We start from the raw sequence: 19,003 nt of genomic DNA, 5'->3' as shown, positions 1-19,003 counted from the left end.
CACTTGGTAAATGGAAATAAGAGTGTTTAACAACTCAGTTTCAGGTTTATCATCTGCTTATGCAGGCGCTGCCTCCATCGTGCGAGTACTGTTGGGAATACATAGTGTTAGTACTTTAAATACATCTTCAACGTATGCTATCTATAATAATAGTGTAAGTATTGATGGAAGTGGTTCGCCAAACGGTTCCAATTCTTGCTTCCAGGTAGCAGGTACAACCGGACCTAGATTTGATGTAAGAAACAACATTTTTGCCAACTTTACTGCTGCTCAGACAGGTTTAAACGTACGTCACAATTGTTATAATACCAACTCTTCAACGCTGCTTGGAGGCACCGGTACAACAGTAAATCAAAATGATATGTATATTGCTAATGATGCCGGTGTTTCTGGTTTCATAGGATGGAATACTTCATTGCTGGTTGGCTTTAATCCTGTAGCTACCTTTAATGCTGCCTTTGCTACGCAGGTAACTGCAGCTAACGTAAGTGGTGACCCATTGTTTTTTAATAACAACTCGAACCTCCATGCAACTAACGATGTCTTACTTAACGGCACAGGTAGTGCTATACCTGGATATATTACCAACGACCTAGATTGTAATCCGCGTGTGTTGCCTCAGCATATCGGTGCATATCTTGTTCCTGCTTGCGTATCGGGTATTCCTACGGTAAGTATAACACCTGCAGGATTACCATGTTCACTGCAGCCACTTAATGGAACTACCAGTGCAATAACACCTGTTTATCAGTGGTTGTTAAACGGAGTAGAAATTTTTGGTGCTACATCGGCAAGTTATACACCAACAGTTGCAGGCTCTTACAGTTTACGCGTTAATAATTCAGGCGAAAACTGTTTTGGTGTATCAGCTGCTGTTGTAGTAACTGAAAGTCCAAGTGTTGTTATTGCGCCAACCTCAGCTTCAATATGCGATGGTCAAAGTGTAACTATCACTTCAGTATCAGGTGGTGGTGCTTATGGCGCCAGTAATGCAACCTCTACAAGTGACGAAGAAATATTAGGCGTTACTGTAGGCACATTAAATAACCCGTCAATTTGCGGAGCAGTTGCTCCCGGGCCTGGTTCGCTTGCATTTCAATATTCTAACTATACCTCAGGTGTAGGTGCTCCGGCAGCGCCAAGTTTAAATGCAGGTGCTACTATAGCATTTTCAATTAATATTGGAACCTGCGGTGGTATCTTTACCAGTGGTTGTTCCATATTTATTGACTATAACCAAAATGGAGTTTGGGAAAATCCTGCCGAGCGTGTTGCAGGTACGCCTGCAGGCACCAACGGCCCATATATTTTTGCAGGTAACTTCACAGTTCCTGCTACAGCTAAAGATGGTATAACCCGCATGCGTGTAATTAATGTTGAAAATGGAACATCAGCTTCTATTGTGCCTGTTGGAACTTATGGCTTTGGCGAAACAGAAGATTATAATGTTAACATTGTTAATCCTCTCTTTTATTCTTGGTCACCATCAACGGGTGTTTCAAGTACTACTATACTTACTCCAACCATCACACCGGTAATCGGCACCACCGTTTACACCTTGACGGTTACTGATGGCGCAGGTTGTACTTCTACAAATACAGTGTCAATTACCAATTTAGGTGCAGGCGATCCTAATCCAACTACAACAAGTGCTGGCATTTGTGCCGGTACTACCGGAACGTTGTCTGCATCAGGTTTGTCAACCTTAAACTGGTACACATTACCGGTTGGGGGTACACTTGTTAATACAGGGCCTACTTATACATTGGCATTCCCCGCTACAGCTACCTATTATGTAGAGAGTTTTAACGGTATTTGCCCAAGTGGTAGAACACCTGTTACCATAACGGTGACTGCAAATCCTTCCACAACTCCTACTGCTGTTCCATCGGCAATTTGCTTAGGTGGCACTTCGCAGTTAGATGCAGGTACTTTCTTATCGGGAAGTTTAACTACCCCGCTTTTAGCGGGTAACGGTGCTAGTGGTAATGCCTTTAATGTTGTGGCAACAAATACCATTACATTAACCGGGTTTTCTATCACTTCTACTACTGTTTTGCCTTCATCCGCTCAGGTTTGGTATCTGCCTGGTGGTTTTGCAGGGCCTACTTTAACTAGCAGTGCTGGCTGGACTTTGGCAGGTACAGGCACGGTTGCTCAAGGTACCAATTCACCCATAACGGGGTTGGTAACCAACATTACCATTCCTGCAGGTCAAACCTATGGTATTGTAGTGGTTTCTGCTGGCTCAGTTTCTTATACCAACGGAACGGTATTTAATGCTCCAATGTCAAATGATGCTAATCTGGCAATAAGACAAGGTTGCGGTGGTGCCGGTTTTGGTGGTGCATTTGCATTTAGCAATACCCCACGTAACTTTAATGGTACCATACAATATTCATTTGGTGATCCAAACTTAAACTTTGCATGGTCTCCAGCAGGAGATTTAAATAGTTCAACAATAAAATCGCCAATAGCAACACCTACTACAGCGGGTCCAAATCCCTATACCGTTACCGTTACCAATTTGGCCGGTTGTACATCAACAGCTACGGTTACTGTAAGTGTAGTTGCACCTCCGGTTGCACCAACAGCATCAGTAGTTTCAGTACCTTGCGGTAATGGTACAGCATCATTATCTGCTTCGGGCAGTGGCGGTACATTTAAGTGGTATGCCAATGCTTCAGGAGGCACAGCTTTATTTACAGGTGCAAATTATTCACCGGTAATAGCCAGCGATACTACCTTCTATGTTTCCGAAACCACCTTGGCTGCACCTTTCTGCGAAGGACCACGTACAGCTGTATTTGTAGATATAGTTGATCCGGATACTATTACTGCTGCAGTTGATATTCCACTTATTTGCAGCCCTGCACTGGTACCACCTACTACTGTAACACTTACTGCTACTAACGTATCAATTCCTCAGTTAAATCAATATCAGTATACCTGGACAGCACCCGTTTCAGGTGGCTTAGTGACTAGCACAGGTGCAGTGGTAACTGCTGTACCTACTGCTACAACTACCTATACTGTTACAGCGCAACAAATAGGCAATTTAACTGTAAATATTAATGGCTTTAGCCCGAACGGCAACACGATTCAGGATGAAATTACATGGACAATTAAAGATGCATCATCAACAACTATATTAAGTGGCGGACCTTATGCAAATCAAAATAATAACGTAACATCGGCACCGGTACTTTCTACTAATGGTCCTTTTACTTTCGATATTTCAGCCGGCATTAACACCAACTTTACCAACTACACAGTATTCTGCGATGGAAATGTGGTGGCTTCGGGTTGCGTAAGAGGTACAAATAACGTGGATCAAGTTGAATGTACAACCTTTACACCGGTTACCGTTCCAAATATTAATGGCTGTTTAGGTACTTGTAACCGAATTAAAACTGTAACAGTAGGAGTTGGTGCAACACCAACGGTTGCTCCTACAGGTACAATATTGATAGATGAATGCGACAGCGCCTTAGTTCAGTTAAATGCCAATGCGGTTTCAAGTAACTTTATTACTGTTAATGCAAATATTGGTAACGGCACGGTACAAAATGGCACAACCACGCAACCAGCACCTTACGGAAACTTCTTTGACAGCAACCGTTCGCAGATGCTAATACGTGCATCAGAGTTAAGCGCTGCCGGACTTTCTGCAGGTAGTAGCTTAAGCGAGATTAAATTTGATGTAGTTAACACGAATGGAACTTTACCCTTAGAAGGATTTACAATTTCCTTAGGCCATACAGGCTTAACAGCATTAACTTCTGGATCGGCAGTAGCCACGCCATCCACTGTTTTTGGTCCGGTTGTTTATACGCCTGTTGTTGGTATAAATACTCATGTGTTCAGCGCGCCTTTTGTGTGGGATGGTGTTTCTAGCATCGTTGTCAATACATGCCATTTTAATGTAAATTTCACTAATAATTGTACGTTTAATCAAACGATTACTCCGTTTGTTTCTACTACCAGTATTGTTGCTGATAATGCTTCACAATGTGCAGCTGCACCCAACGCAGTATTCTCACAAAGACCTAATATTACATTTACGGCCACAGCAGGTACAACAGTATCGGTAAGTTGGAGCCCTTCGGCCGGATTGAGCAGTTCGACCGTACAAAATCCAACTGTTAAGATTGATGGTACTACTACCTATACAGTAACAGCTACAGAGAATGGTTCGGGTTGTTCTGCTACCTCATCGGTAACTGTTAACTTTACGCCAACACCAATTCCTGCAGCTCCAGCTGCATTGGGTGATGTGGTGTGTGGCCCCGATATCGTTAACCTCTCAGCTACCGCTGGAGATATAAATAATGTGTTAATATGGACCGATACCATTGGAGGACAAATACTAGCTGTAGGTCCGACCTTTAACCCATATGTAACTACTTCCGGTTCTTATTATGTAAGGGAAGTACCTCCAATAGCTCCTGTTCTCATGAATAATAATATTGGTACCAGTGCTGGATTTTTCCCTGATAATGCCTCATTTATGAATTTCACAGTGACAGCTGCCGAGGGGGTTATAATTAATTCAGTACAAGTATCTACCAATGCACCTGTAAGTAACGCTCCTTTGGTAATTGCATTGGTAAATAATTTAGGTCAGATAGTTTCGGTGTTAGATACCTTCTTCTTATCTGCAGGTGGGGTAACCGCATTACAAACAATTAATTTGGGTTTATATGTACCACAAGGTAGCTGGAGATTACAGCCAATTTTGAATCCGAACTTAAATGTTAGTAATACCTCTACATTACCTTCTACCATTCCCGGTAAAATTACGGTTACATGTTTCGGTAATGTGAGTAACCCGTGCTTCCCTGTAGGCTTTAATGGATTGTTCTATAATTGGGATGTTTCGGCACCTTGTGCAGGGCCTCCTACCATAGTAAATTATACGGTAACTACACCGCCAGCTGGTGGCATAGCCTCTTCGGGTGGTTTATCGTTTTGTGATACCATAAACACTACCTTAACTGCTATTGACAGCACGTTGAGTGGTTATGATGGGTTTACATGGAGTCCTGCAACCGGCTTAAGTGCGACCACAGGAAGCTCGGTTGTTGTTACCAATGTATTGAGCTCAACAATTTATACCGTTGTAATGAATAATTCGGTAAGTGGATGTAACAACATAGCAACCATCAATTTAACGGTAAATCCTAGTCCATCCTTATTGCTTAGTTATACCGATACGACCGTTTGTACCTCCAGCCCCGATTTAACATTTAATTCTACAGCTGCTAAGTCAAGTGTGGTGCCTGTTGGTAATCGTTTTAATCCTAATTTTATAAATGGGCAAGTATATGGTGGAAACACCACTCAGAGGTCACAAATGATTTTCACCGCGGCTGATTTAAATGCAGCCGGGTTAATAGGACCTACTAACATTACCTCTCTGGCGTACTTTGTAGTTAATAAGTTAACTACTACCACGTATAATATTACCATGAGCATGCGTGCAGATGGTCTTATTCCCGCAGCATTTCCTAGCACCGCTCATATTACTACCGGTTTAACTCCAGTGTTTAATAATCCTGCCATTACCAGCACACTTGGTTGGAATACTTATGTATTTAATACTCCGTTTTTATGGGATGGCGTAAGCAACGTTTTAATAGATCAGTGCTTTATACATAATATTGCGGGCTTTTTTGACATCGTTGCCACTTCTCCAACCTCTGGAGTAAGTTTTAATGCATTAAATGCCTCAGCATGTGCTGCTATAACAGGAGCATTTATAGCTGCGCCTAATCAAAACGATCGTCCTAATGTTCGCTTTACAGGTGGTAATGTATTGTATAGTTGGTCACCAGCCACAGGCTTATCATCCACCTCTGTCGAAGATCCTGTATTAACCGTATCTGCTTTGGTACCTAATACCATGAATCCTTATATATTGACAGTTACAGATCCCATAAGCGGATGCCAAAAAATTGATACCATTAATGTTAATTTGTTGTCTGTACCTTTAGCTCCAACGGCTTCGGGTGTTACACGTTGTGGATTTGGAAGTGTTAACTTGACAGCTACTGCCTTAGGTGGATTTACCTTGAGATGGTTTGATGCCCCTACAGGTGGCACGCAACTAGGCACCGGTTCACCTTTTTCTTATTTTGTTGGCGCTACCGATACGGTTTATGTTGAAGAATATAATGGTGGTTGTGCAGGACCAAGAACCGAAGTTATCATTACTGTAACTCCTTCTCCAGATGTAACCGTTTCGGCAACCAATAATCCAATTTGTGATGGTAATGGACCTGCCGTGTTAACAGCTTCAAGCGTTAATCCTGATTATATATACGAGTGGTCGCCTGCTACAGGCTTAAGCGCAACTACAGGAGCATCTGTTAATGCCAATCCTTTAGCGAATACCACCTATACCGTATTGGCTATTGATAACTTAAGTGGCTGTCAGGACACAGCATCTATTACCGTTATTATTGGCAATTCAATTCCTATTTCAGGAATCATTCCTACTAAATCAACTATTTGCATAGGTGACAGTTCTGTTTTGGTTTCGGGGGTTAATATTACGGGCAACTATGCTCTTACAAGTATACCATTTGCCCCAATTACACCAACCGGTGCACCAACGATATTGCAAAACGGTGGAATCTTGGTTACTCCTCTAAGCGCAGGATCTGCGGATGATGGTACATGGCAAAATATATCGTTACCTCCCGGCTTTGCCTTCAATTATTATGGAACAACGCCAACAGCAGTTTCTGTTTCCACAAATGGATTCTTAACATTTACCGCAAATAGTGCTCTTTCAGGCTGTTGCTCAGGTCAGTTATTGCCAAATGCCACTACTCCAAATGATGTGTTAGCTTATGGTTGGGAAGATTGGAACCAAACTGCAGGCACAACGGATGTATTTACAAATGGCGTAGCGCCATTCCGTAAGTTTGTGGTAAGGTCACAAGGTATACCTAGGTTTGGCGGTACAGGTGCACCTACTACCGTAATGGTTGTATTAAACGAAACGTTTAATACAATTGAAATGCATGTAACCTCTATCGTTTGTGGAGCTGGTGATATTACTACATTAGGTATTGAGAATGCAGCCGGCACATTAGGTGTTGCTGTACCTGGTAGAAATGCTGTAGCGGCATGGACGGCAGCTAATGAGGGTTGGCTATTTAGTCCACCAAACCCAGCCTCATTTGCATGGTCACCGGCAACAGGCTTAAGCAGCACTTCTGTTTCCGCACCTACCGCTACTCCTGCTACAACTACTACCTACACGGTTACTGTTATTAATAATGTTTCGGGATGTACAAGTACAAGTTCAGTTACCATAAATGTTTTACCAATTCCAACTAAACCTGTTATTACCGGTCCATCAGTTAATTGTGGCCCTGCAATTTTAACATTCACTTCTGATGCACCCGACACAGTAAAATGGTTTAGTGATTCTATCGGAGGCGCTTTGTTATTTACAGGTCAAGTATATTCACCGCTAGTAACAGCCACCGATACATTCTATGTTGAACGTACTAATGGCACATGTATTAATACCGGAGGTCGTACACAATGGATAATTACTATCACTCCTCCTCCTGCACTTACGGCCAGCGCTTCTATAAATCCAATTTGTGAGAATAGCTCAACAACGCTTTCAGTTGATGCTGGAACCGTTACAAACTATAATACCTATATATGGGCTCCGGCAACAGGACTAAGCGCAACTACCGGTTCATCGGTTGTTGCTACCCCTTTAGTTACCACTACCTATACCGTATTTGGTAGTGATGCCACATTGGGCGACCCTAGTTGTTCCAATATTGCCTTGATTACAGTGAATGTAAATCCTGCACCAATACTCTTATCAAATACCGTTAGCCCTGCCTTAGTTTGCTCTGGCGATTCGGCAAATATTAATTTAAGTATTCAAGGTGTTGGTGGATCAGGAGCTACATCAACCGTTGCATTTATTGATTTTGAAAATCCTTTGCTACCTAGTGGATGGAGCGCAACAGGATTATGGCATGTTACTACAGCATGTCCTACCGGAACTCCTCCAAACCCAACTCGTTGGGCTTACTATGGTCAAGATGGTACTTGTACATTCGATAACGGAGGTACTAATACCGGGGATTTAACCTCCGCAACGTTTGCAATGCCTCCTACAGCAATTTCGGCTAAAGTTAGATTCCGTTTTGTTTATAATGGAGAAAGTGGCGTGCCACCAACCGGATTTGATAATGCTTCGGTTAGAACAAGTATTAATGGTGGGGCATTTACTCAAGCCGCATCGCTTAGTACCAATGGATCCAACAGTACCTGGTTGGCGTCTGAATTTAATATTAATTCAGCTATTGGAGGCACGGTTGCATTGCAATGGAATTTCAATACTGTAGACGGTATAGCCAATACCAGCTTAGGATTACAAATAGATAGTGTTGCTATTACTTATGTTAATCCGGCTAGTTCATTCTCTTATGCATGGACCCCTGCGGCTGGTTTAAGCAGTACATCTGTTGCAGATCCCGAAGCCTTTCCGGTTTCAACTACTACTTATTCATGCACAGTTACCAACACAGTTACGGGATGTACAAAGGAGTTTACTTCCACAGTAAATGTTACTCCGTTGCCCAAGCCTATCATCACCCCAGGCGATACGATCTTATGCGTAAATGACAATGACAGTTATTATGTACACGCGGTAGATACGGGTGCGTATGCAGGCGGTTATCCTCCGGGAACAACGTTTGAATGGAATGATTTAAATGGCCCTGTATTAAGTGATTCGGTGGTGGTAGGTCAAAACGAGCTTTTAAATGGTTTAGTATCGGTGACGGTGACATTACCACCAGTTATGGGCAGTTGTGTAGGTATTTCAAACACAGTTACTTTAAACTTCCAGGAACCAGAGACGAAGATATTTATGTATCAGGATAGTGTAGATGGATGCACCAACTTTACGGGAGAGCTACGAGCCGAGAATTTATTTGGCGGTGCCCCTTTCCGATATATATGGCGAAATACAATGGGCGACACAATCAGAGATGTAATAGGCAGCACATCCTATAGCGGTCCATACGATTCCGATGGAGATTTGATTTTAGATGATTTTGATCTTGACTTAATACCAGATATTTATACGATATATACAGATACGATAGGCGGGTTAGCAGTAGGCACATATACAGTATATGTAATCACCAATGCTAACAGCCCATATCCACCACCATCTTGTATTAGTTCAAACAGTATTGCCTTAGGCCGCACCATCTGTGGATTACACAATGGTAACCCACCTGAGTTGATTGACCCATGTATTTGTGTAAACAACAAAGACGAGTATAACCGTACAGGCCCAACGGATGGACAGTTCCAGGAGACCATCAGCATGCTTGGAGGCAACAGCCCATGGACACTGGTATCGTTAACCAGCGGCAGCGGACGACCTTTTAGCAATAGCGTAGCCCCGGTATGCACAGGCGATAACTTGCTAGAGACCACTCCTGTAACCACTGCAGATATCGTAGAAGTAATACCAGACGATAGCAGTTACATAACGTTCTACTTCTTTGATGGAGATACCTATACTGCTACGTTTTTAGACAGCAATGGAGATACCTTAAGTATCAGCGGAGGCGGATGCAGCTATCCTGCAGCCCCACGCACAGATACAGCTGTATGGATATGTTTAGACAGTACCAACATCAACCTTCAGGATGCAGCCTTCCCTAATGGTGTAGACCCTGGCATCACATTAAACTGGTGGGATGATAGTACCTGTGTGAGCAATCCGTTAGCATATGGAGACTTAGATGATATTCCAATCAACTATCCGGATATTCATGACGTATATAATCCGGGCCCCAATGGCATGGGATATACGATCTACAACTTCTATGTATCAGCCGACAGCGTAGCCGATGCAACATGCGATGGAGTACGCAGCATGATAAGTGTATATAGCAATACGGTAGATGCAGAAATCACAAGCATCACCAATGTAGATTGTAATGGAGAAGCCACAGGAGCAATAGATATAACGGTAACCAATGGCACGGCCCCATTTACGTTCTTGTGGAGCAACGGATCAACAGACGAAGACCTGAGCAATGTAGTAGCCACCACGTATACCCTTATGATAACCGATAGTTTGGGATGTGTACGGATGATCGATGTAGAGATACTAGAAAACCCAGCCTTTGCCATTGGCAAAGTAATCACGCCAAACATGTGCCATGGCGACAGTACAGGTCAAATAGCGGTATATGTAAGTGGAGCGGTACCTGGCCCGGGATATATATATCAGTGGAGCAATGGCGCTACCACCGCAATCAACAGCGACCTTGTAGCAGGCACGTATACGCTAACCGTAACAGACAGTTTAGGTTGCGATACGATCATGACTTTCTATATTTTTGAACCAACCATGTTGGATAAGAATATGACCATCAGCCAACCATTATGTAATGGCCAAACGGGCAGTGTAAACATCGCAGCCTTTGGCGGTACACCATGGAGTGGAGGCGGAGTGCATGCAGCAGGCTATGACTATAGCCTTGATGGAGGCGCGGCCCAAAGCAGCGGCATATTTGCAGGCATCAGTGCAGGCACCCATACGGTATTAATTACCGATAGCAATGGCTGTAATCTGGCAGTAGTGTTTACCATAACAGAACCTGCGGCACTGATATGCGATGGCAGCGTAAGCAATGCCATGTGTAATGGCAGCAGCGATGGAATGATAACGAGCAACATAACCGGAGGCACCGCACCTTATACATACAGTTGGAGTACAGGCGCAACCACGCAGAGCGTAAACAACCTGAGTGCGGGCATCTATACAGTAACGGTAACCGATGCCAACGGCTGTACCATAAGTTGTACCTATACCGTAGGCGAGCCAGCGGCCATCACCTTTAGCCTAACAGCATGTGATAACATTAAGTGTTTTGGCGGTAGCGATGGTAAGGCATGCCTGAACAATGTAGCAGGCGGCACAGGACCTTATACCTATCAGTGGAATACCGTACCGGTACAAACCACCGCGATGGCCACCGGCTTAACAGCAGGAACGTGGACGGTAACAGTCACCGATGCGATGGGTTGTATGGCCACGGGCAATCGGTAACGATAAGCCAGCCTTCGGCAGCTCTAACTTTAAGTGGAGCCATTACCAATGCAAGTTGCAATGGCGGTACCAATGGCGCCATCAACCTGACCATATCAGGAGGCACAGCAGCGTATAGTGTACTATGGAGCAATGGCAGCACAAGCGAAGATCAAACAGGCTTAGCCGCAGGCACATATAGTGTAACGGTTACAGACGCAAACGGATGTATTGCTGCAGGCAGCTACACGGTAGGTCAGGCAGCGGCCCTAGCTATCAACCTGAGTCTTGGCAACGTAAGTTGTAACGGAGGCTCCAATGGCAGCATCATCGCCAACGTAAGTGGCGGTAGTGGCAGCTATAGCTACAGCTGGAGCACAGGTGGCACCAGCGCATCTATCCTTGGCTTAGGCGCAGGTATTTACACGGTAACGGTAACAGACGGCAGCGGATGTACGCTAAGTGCAAGTGGCACGATAACCGAACCAACTGCATTAGGATGTATTTGTAATGCAAGTGTAACTAATGTAAGTTGCTTTGGTGGCAGCAATGGCAGTGTAACCGCACAACCATTGGGTGGCACAGCTCCTTATAGTTATGTATGGAGCAATGGCGCATTAACACAAACGATTAACAATTTAACAGCAGGAACGTATACGGTAACCATAACGGATGCCAACGGCTGTACCAAAGTGGGCACGGCCACGGTAACGCAACCAAACCAATTGTTCGTATTTGTAAACGGTACCAATCCGGCATGTAATGGGGCCACTAGTGGTTCGGCCACATCGATGACCATAGGCGGCACGGGCCCTTATACCTATAGTTGGAATACGGTACCAGTTCAAACCAACAGCATCGCCACCGGCTTAGGCGTAGGAACCTATACCGTAACAGTGACAGATGCGAATGGCTGTATCGGCACCGCGAGCGTTACCTTAACAGCGCCACCGGCCTTGAATGTAACGAGCAAGAAGACCAATGTAAGTTGCCATGGCGGTAGCAACGGAACCATAACGGTAGTGCCATCAGGCGGAACCGCACCTTATAGTTATGCATGGAGCAATGGAAAAACAACGAAGTTTGTAATAGGCCTTGCAGCAGGAACATATACCGTAACAGTAACAGACGCAGGCGGATGTACCAAGACCTTAAGTGTTACCATTACCCAACCAAGTGCAATGCTTGCCATATACAGCGTAACCAATGTAAGTTGTAATGGTGGCAGCAATGGCGCCATCGACTTAACGGTAACAGGCGGCACACCAGCCTATACGTACTTATGGAGTACGGGAGCTACCACACAAGATATAACAGGCCTTGCAGCCGGAGCATACAGTGTAACGGTAAAAGATAAACGAGGATGTATTCTGAATGCAGTAGCAATCATTACACAGCCATCGGGCATGATTGTAAGCATGAGTCCTAAGAATCCGAAGTGTTTTGGAGCCACCAATGGCCAGGCCACCGCAAGTGTAACAGGGGGAATGACGCCATACACGTATGCCTGGAGCAACGGACAGACCACCGCAGCAGCCACCGGCTTAGCAGCGGGAACGTATACAGTAACAGTAACCGATGCCAATGGATGTACCAAGACAGGCAGCGTAACGTTGAGCCAGCCATCGGTATTAACCTGCACTGCCAATGTACTGCAGACCATAGCATGTAACGGGGCCACCACGGGCAAGATAGGTGTAACGGTAACAGGCGGCACGCCAGGTTACACATATACCTGGAATACCGTACCGGTAGCCACTACCGCGATAGTAAACAATATAGGAGCAGGCACGTATACGGTGATCGTAAAAGACAAGAACAACTGTACAACCAGTTGCAGTGTGACGTTAACTCAGCCGGCAGCAATTACCTGCGATCCATTGACCAGCACAGCGGTAAGTTGTAATGGAGGTAACGATGGCACGGCCACCATAAGTGGTGTAACCGGAGGCACAAGCCCATACACTTACTTATGGAATACAGGGGTAGCACAAACTACCACCACAGCAACCGGCTTAACAGCAGGAACCTATACGGTAATAGTTACAGACGCTAATGGATGTACCAAGACTGCGAGTGTAACAGTAACCCAGCCAACGGCCTTAGCAGCAACGTTTAGCACCACGCAACCTGTGTGTGCCCCATCAACGGGCACCGCCACAGTAACAGCAAGCGGAGGCACCATGCCTTACAGCTATTTGTGGAGCGATGGTCAAACAACAGCAACGGCCTCAGCATTAGCAGCAGGTACGTATAGTGTAACAGTAACGGATGCCAATGGATGTACCGTGCAGGTAACAGGCATTGTAATCAATGCCGGTAGTACGCTTACCGCTAGTCCATTAACAGGAGTAAATGTATTATGTAATGGAGGCAATAACGGCAGCGCAACTATTAGCGGCATTGCAGGCGGCACAGCACCTTACAGCATCAGCTGGAATACGGTACCAACGCAGGGCAGTATGACTGCCACAGGCTTAATGGCAGGTACCTATACAGTAACGGTTACCGATGCACAAGGATGTACATATACGGCAAGTATAGAAATCACAGAGCCGGCCAATCCGGTTACGGCAAGTATCCCAACGGTAGTACCAATTAGTTGTACAGGCGGTGGCACAGCAAGTGCTACAGCGCTAGGCGCAGGAGGCACACCGGGATATACATACTTATGGAGCGATGGCCAGACCACAGACGTGGCAATCGGTCTGGTAGCAGGCGGATATATCGTAACGGTAACAGACGCCAATGGATGTACGGCAACAGCAAGTGTAACCATTACCCAACCGGGCGGCTTAGTATTAAACATCAGCGGCACGGATGCATTGTGTAATGCAGGCACGAGTGGTACAGCCACGGTAGTAGCCACCGTAGCCCCATCGCCTTACACGTATTTATGGAGCAATGGACAAACTGATGCTACGGCCACCGGCCTTGCATCAGGCACCTATACGGTAACAGTAACAGACGCATCAGGCTGTGTTGATTCGATAGAAATAGAGATAGTAGAGCCAAGTGCGATGATCACCGGCACGAGCCAGGTGAATGTAAAATGTAATGGCGCCAGCACCGGCAGTGCAGCAATAAATGTAGTAGGCGGAACGCCAGGATATAGCTATGCATGGAGCAATGGCAGCACCACGAAGAATGTGAGCGGTCTTGCAGCGGGCACGTATACGGTAACGATTACTGATGCCAATGGATGTACCATCACTGCCAATGTAACGATTACCGAGCCTGCAGCCATCGTAATTACGCCCACCCAAACGGATGTGGCATGTAATGGCCAGAATACAGGCAGCGCCACAGCAAGCGTAAGCGGAGGCACAGCGCCTTACACGTATGCATGGAGCAACGGACAGAATAGTGCCACGATAAGCGGCCTAACAGCGGGCACCTATACAGTAACGGTAACTGACAACAACGGATGTACTGCAAGCAATGTATATGTACTTACTACTGCAAGCGCAATTGTAGTTAACCCTAGCCAAACGACTATCGCCTGCCACGGAGGCACGAGTGTATTGTTGGTTAGTCCAACAGGAGGCAGCGGCACGTATACGTATAGCTGGAGTCATGATGGTGGCAACACTACCAATACAGCTACCGTAACAGCAGGTGTATATTATGCAACGGTAACGGATAGTGCGGGTTGTAGTGTAACGTATTGCTTTGTTGTCAACCAGCCATCGGCCTTAGCATGTGGCATTACGCAAGTAAATGTAACGTGCAATGGATTAACTACCGGCAGCGCGACTGTAAATGGTACAGGCGGCACAGGACTATACACGTATGCATGGAGCAATGGTCAGACCATGCAAACTGCCACGGGCCTGGGCGCAGGAACGTATACTGCCACGGTAACCGATGGAGCAGGCTGTACGAGCACCTGCACGGTAACGATAACAGAACCTACGGCCTTATCGGTAGGTACGAGCAACACGAATGTAAGTTGTGTAAACCCAACCGGCACAGCCATGGCAGTAGTAGGCGGAGGTACCCCACCTTATACCTATTTGTGGAGCAACGGAGCAACCACAAGTGCCATCAGCGGCCTTGCAGCAGGATCATATACAGTAACAGTAAACGATGCTAATGGATGCGGACCGATATCGGCCACGGCAGTTATAGGAGCACCAACTCCGGTAACATGCACAGCCAGCGTTACGCAGAGTGTAAGTTGCAGTGGCTATCAGAATGGCCAGGCCACAGTAGTACCCGGAGGCGGCAATGGAGTATATAATGTAATCTGGAACACAGCTCCGGCACAAACCACGCTGACAGCTACGGGCATGGGAGCAGGAACATATACAGTAACCGTATTTGATAGCGATGGCTGCAGCAGCCAGTGCACGGTAACAGTAAACGATCCATTACCATTAATCTATAGCTTTAGCACCGGAGGAGCGGTATGCCAGGGTAGCAACAATGGCACAGCCACGATGAACCCTGCAGGTGGCACAGCCCCTTACAGCTATTTATGGAGCAATGGCCAAACCACGCAAACAGCCACCGGCTTAAGTTCAGGAACAGTATATGTAACCGTAACCGATGGCTTAGGCTGTAGCCTTCAGGCAGCAATTATCCTGACCCAAAGTGCAGCCCTTAACTGCAACACTACCTGCACCCCAACATCTTGTGGTCAGGCAGTAGGAACAGCAACGGTAAATGTATTTGGCGGCACCCCACCATATGTATATCAGTGGAGCAATGGCGGCACCAATGGCATCAACACCGGCTTAGTAGCAGGCGTATATACCGTATTAATAACGGATGCCAGTGGATGTACCACCACATGCACAGCAATGGTAGGACAGGCAGCAGCAATCCAGTATAGCTTACAAGTAACCAATGCATTATGTAATGGTGGCAATGGCAGCATCAGCATCACTAACCTGAATGGCGGCAGCGCCCCATATGGTTATGTATGGACCAATGCCCCTGGCGATACGATCGATAGCTTAAACACGAGCATCACGGCCCTTGCCGGATGGTATTATGTAACGGTAACCGACAGCAATGGCTGTACAAAACTTGATAGCGCTCAAATTACCGAGCCGGCCATCATGGTTGCCACAGCAAGTGGTATCAATGTAAGTTGCAATGGCCAGAGCAATGGCAGTGCCAGTGTAGTAACTACGGGAGGCGTTGCGCCATACAGCTATGCATGGAACAACGGAGCAAGCCAGAGCATGACCGCTAACCTTGGAGTTGGAACATATACAGTAACGGTAACAGATGTTAACGGATGCATGGCCACGGCCAGCATCGAGATCACGCAGCCGGCAGTATTAGATACGATAAGCACCAGCAGCACCGATGCCAATTGTGGATTGTGCGATGGTACGGGCACAGTGACTATGACAGGAGGCACAGCCCCTTACAGTTATCGGTGGAGCAATGGACAGACCACCCAAACAGGTACCAACTTATGTTCAGGCAACAACTTTGTACAAGTAACCGATGCCAATGGATGTGTAGTAAGTGTATGTGTGAAAGTAGGCGGAGGCACGTTTACGGCAACCCTAAACAGTCCAACGTATGCAGGCGGGGTCAACATCCGTTGCAACGGAGGTCTTGATGGCAGCATAAACCTGACCACCAACCCACAAGGCGCGTATACCTATACCTGGAGTAGCGGAGCAACAACCGAAGACTTGATGGGCGTAGGAGCAGGCACATATACGGTAACAGTAAGCAATGGAGTATGTACCCAAACGGTAAGCATAACCTTAACGGAGCCGGCAGCATTGACAGCTACAGCCAGTGGCACCAATGTAAACTGTAGCGGAAATAACAATGGCACGGCTACGGCCGCGGCTATGGGAGGCGTAAGCCCATATAGCTATAGCTGGAGCAATGGTCAAACAACGGTAACAGCCACGGGCTTAATGGCAGGCACGTATACGGTGACGGTAACAGACGCAAACGGATGTACGGCCACAGCAAGCTATGTGGTAACAGCACCTGTAAATGGTCTTAACATCACTGAAACGCATGTAAATCCAACATGTAATGGCAGCACCAATGGCAGCATCAACATAACGGTAACAGGCGGTACCGCCCCATATACCTACATATGGACAGGCGGAGCAACTACCGAAGACCGTACTGGCCTTGCAGCTGGATCACATACGGTAACGGTAACAGATGCCAATGGATGTACCATCACCTTGTGTGTAGTATTGGTAGGACCTAACCCATTGGTATTATCACAGTCATGCACCAATACAAGTTGCAGCGGTGGCGCCAATGGCTCATCGAGTGTGGCAGTAGCAGGAGGCACGGCCCCATACATCTACACATGGAATACCTTTGCAAGCAGCAGCACCATAACCGGATTACCTGCAGGAACCTATACGGTAACGGTAACAGATGCAAATGGATGCAGTGCCAGCAGCAGTTGTGCAGTAATAACACCGGTTACAGTAGCCGTAGTGGTAGACAGCACCAGGAATGCTACCAGCTTTGGTGGCAATGACGGAGCAGCGTATATCAGCGTAGCAGGCGGCACCAGCCCATACACCTATCAGTGGAATACGATACCTGTAAAAACCACCCAAGATGTGACCGGCTTAACAGCAGGAAACTATCAGGTGACGGTAACCGATGCGGGAGGCTGTGTAGCCTTTGCAAGTGTGACTATTACCCAACCAAACTATCTATGTTCACCAACATTGTTCCATACCGAGTTCCCGGCACAATGGAGTGTAGCACCTTCTGGTAATAATATAGGTACGTATCTTGTAAATCACTTCCCGGCAGCGTTCCCAGCGAGTCTGGTAGTAGGCGGAGGATGTGGTGTAAGTAAGACGTTGTCACTTACCAACTCAACGGCAGTTCGCAACTTCTTGTTGGGTCAGCCACTGACAGGTGGAGCAACCGTATTGACCAGCAATCTTACCAACCCAACCAGCGGAACGTTTAACAGTTCATTTGCTGCCTTGGTAGTGAGCTTAAAGATGGCGGTAGTATTTGATGCTTACGATCCAAACTTTGCACCATTGCCAACGGTAACCTTGGGTAACTTGATCTATAATGGCCCCGCACCGTTTACAGGCATGACCGTGACACAGATATTGAATAAAGCAAACGAGCGCTTAGGCGGATGTTCCACTCCAGGCTTCACCACAGCACAATGCAGCACGGCAGTATGGAATACAGTGAATGCATATGCGGGAGGTTCACCGGGCAGCACAGTAGGCATGTTTAGTTGTCCTGCACCACCCAAAGCAGCCGATGGAATTACGTCAACAACGGGCTTGGTAAATCTATATCCAAACCCAACTAATGGCGTGATGAACATCAGCTTTAGTGCAGTGGCAGAAGGAAAAGTAACAGTGCGCGTATACGATGCAATCGGAAGAGTAGTATTTATGACCGAAGAGGCAGCCTTTGAAGGAGTAAATACCCGTACGTATGACATCAGCAAGTTAAGTGATGGCATGTACCTGGTTAATGTACAGGTTGACGGCTTAACAGAAACGGTACGTATGATTGTAAGATAAAGTAACTGGAAGAACCTATCTTCCAGAAGAATAGTACCTCAACATGGCCGCCCCGGATAACTCCGGGGCGGCTTGTTTTTTAGTGGAGTGGGAGAGGTTAGCTAAAAAAACTTTCGAAATAGGAGTAAGCCTGATCGGTTTAACCACAAATAGACAGTAGAGTTTATTTATATACAGGTTTGGCTTAAAACCGTTGATATCATTATGATATACACAAAAAAACTCAACTGCTATGCAGGTGAAAATATTACAAGGGCTAAATCAAGCAAATCCTTTACTCATAAGGCTTACCGACCATATTTGGAATTCAACTTTCTATTTTCGGTTTAAGAGGAACTATTGCAATAGGGATTAGTTTAAAGCACGAAATGCCTGATGGAATTCAAGAGTTGAATTC

At 46.0% G+C, this 19,003-nt stretch carries 2 protein-coding genes; both read left to right on the top strand.

Annotation, left to right across the window (positions count from 1 at the left end):
• The first annotated feature begins 10 nt into the window (after nucleotides 1–10).
• Nucleotides 11–11,119, top strand: coding sequence for a hypothetical protein (locus IPO27_09995; GenBank protein MBK8846841.1), 11,109 nt, complete (start codon nucleotides 11–13; stop codon nucleotides 11,117–11,119).
• Nucleotides 11,065–18,606, top strand: a complete 7,542-nt coding sequence (locus IPO27_09990; protein ID MBK8846840.1) for a T9SS type A sorting domain-containing protein — start codon at nucleotides 11,065–11,067, stop codon at nucleotides 18,604–18,606. Before IPO27_09995 ends, IPO27_09990 begins: the two co-directional genes overlap by 55 nt.
• Nucleotides 18,607–19,003 lie beyond the last annotated feature (397 nt).

This window comes from Bacteroidota bacterium (genome assembly GCA_016714535.1).
In the GTDB taxonomy this organism is placed as follows: Bacteria; Bacteroidota; Bacteroidia; order AKYH767-A; family OLB10; genus JADKFV01.
Note: the sequence above shows the minus strand (reverse complement) of the source record. Positions and strands in the feature narration are given on the sequence as shown.

What these genes read in the sequence shown, in the direction of transcription:
- IPO27_09995 (MBK8846841.1), top strand. Translation starts at nt 11, where the DNA reads ATGGAAATAAGAGTGTTTAACAACTCAGTTTCAGGTTTATCATCTGCT.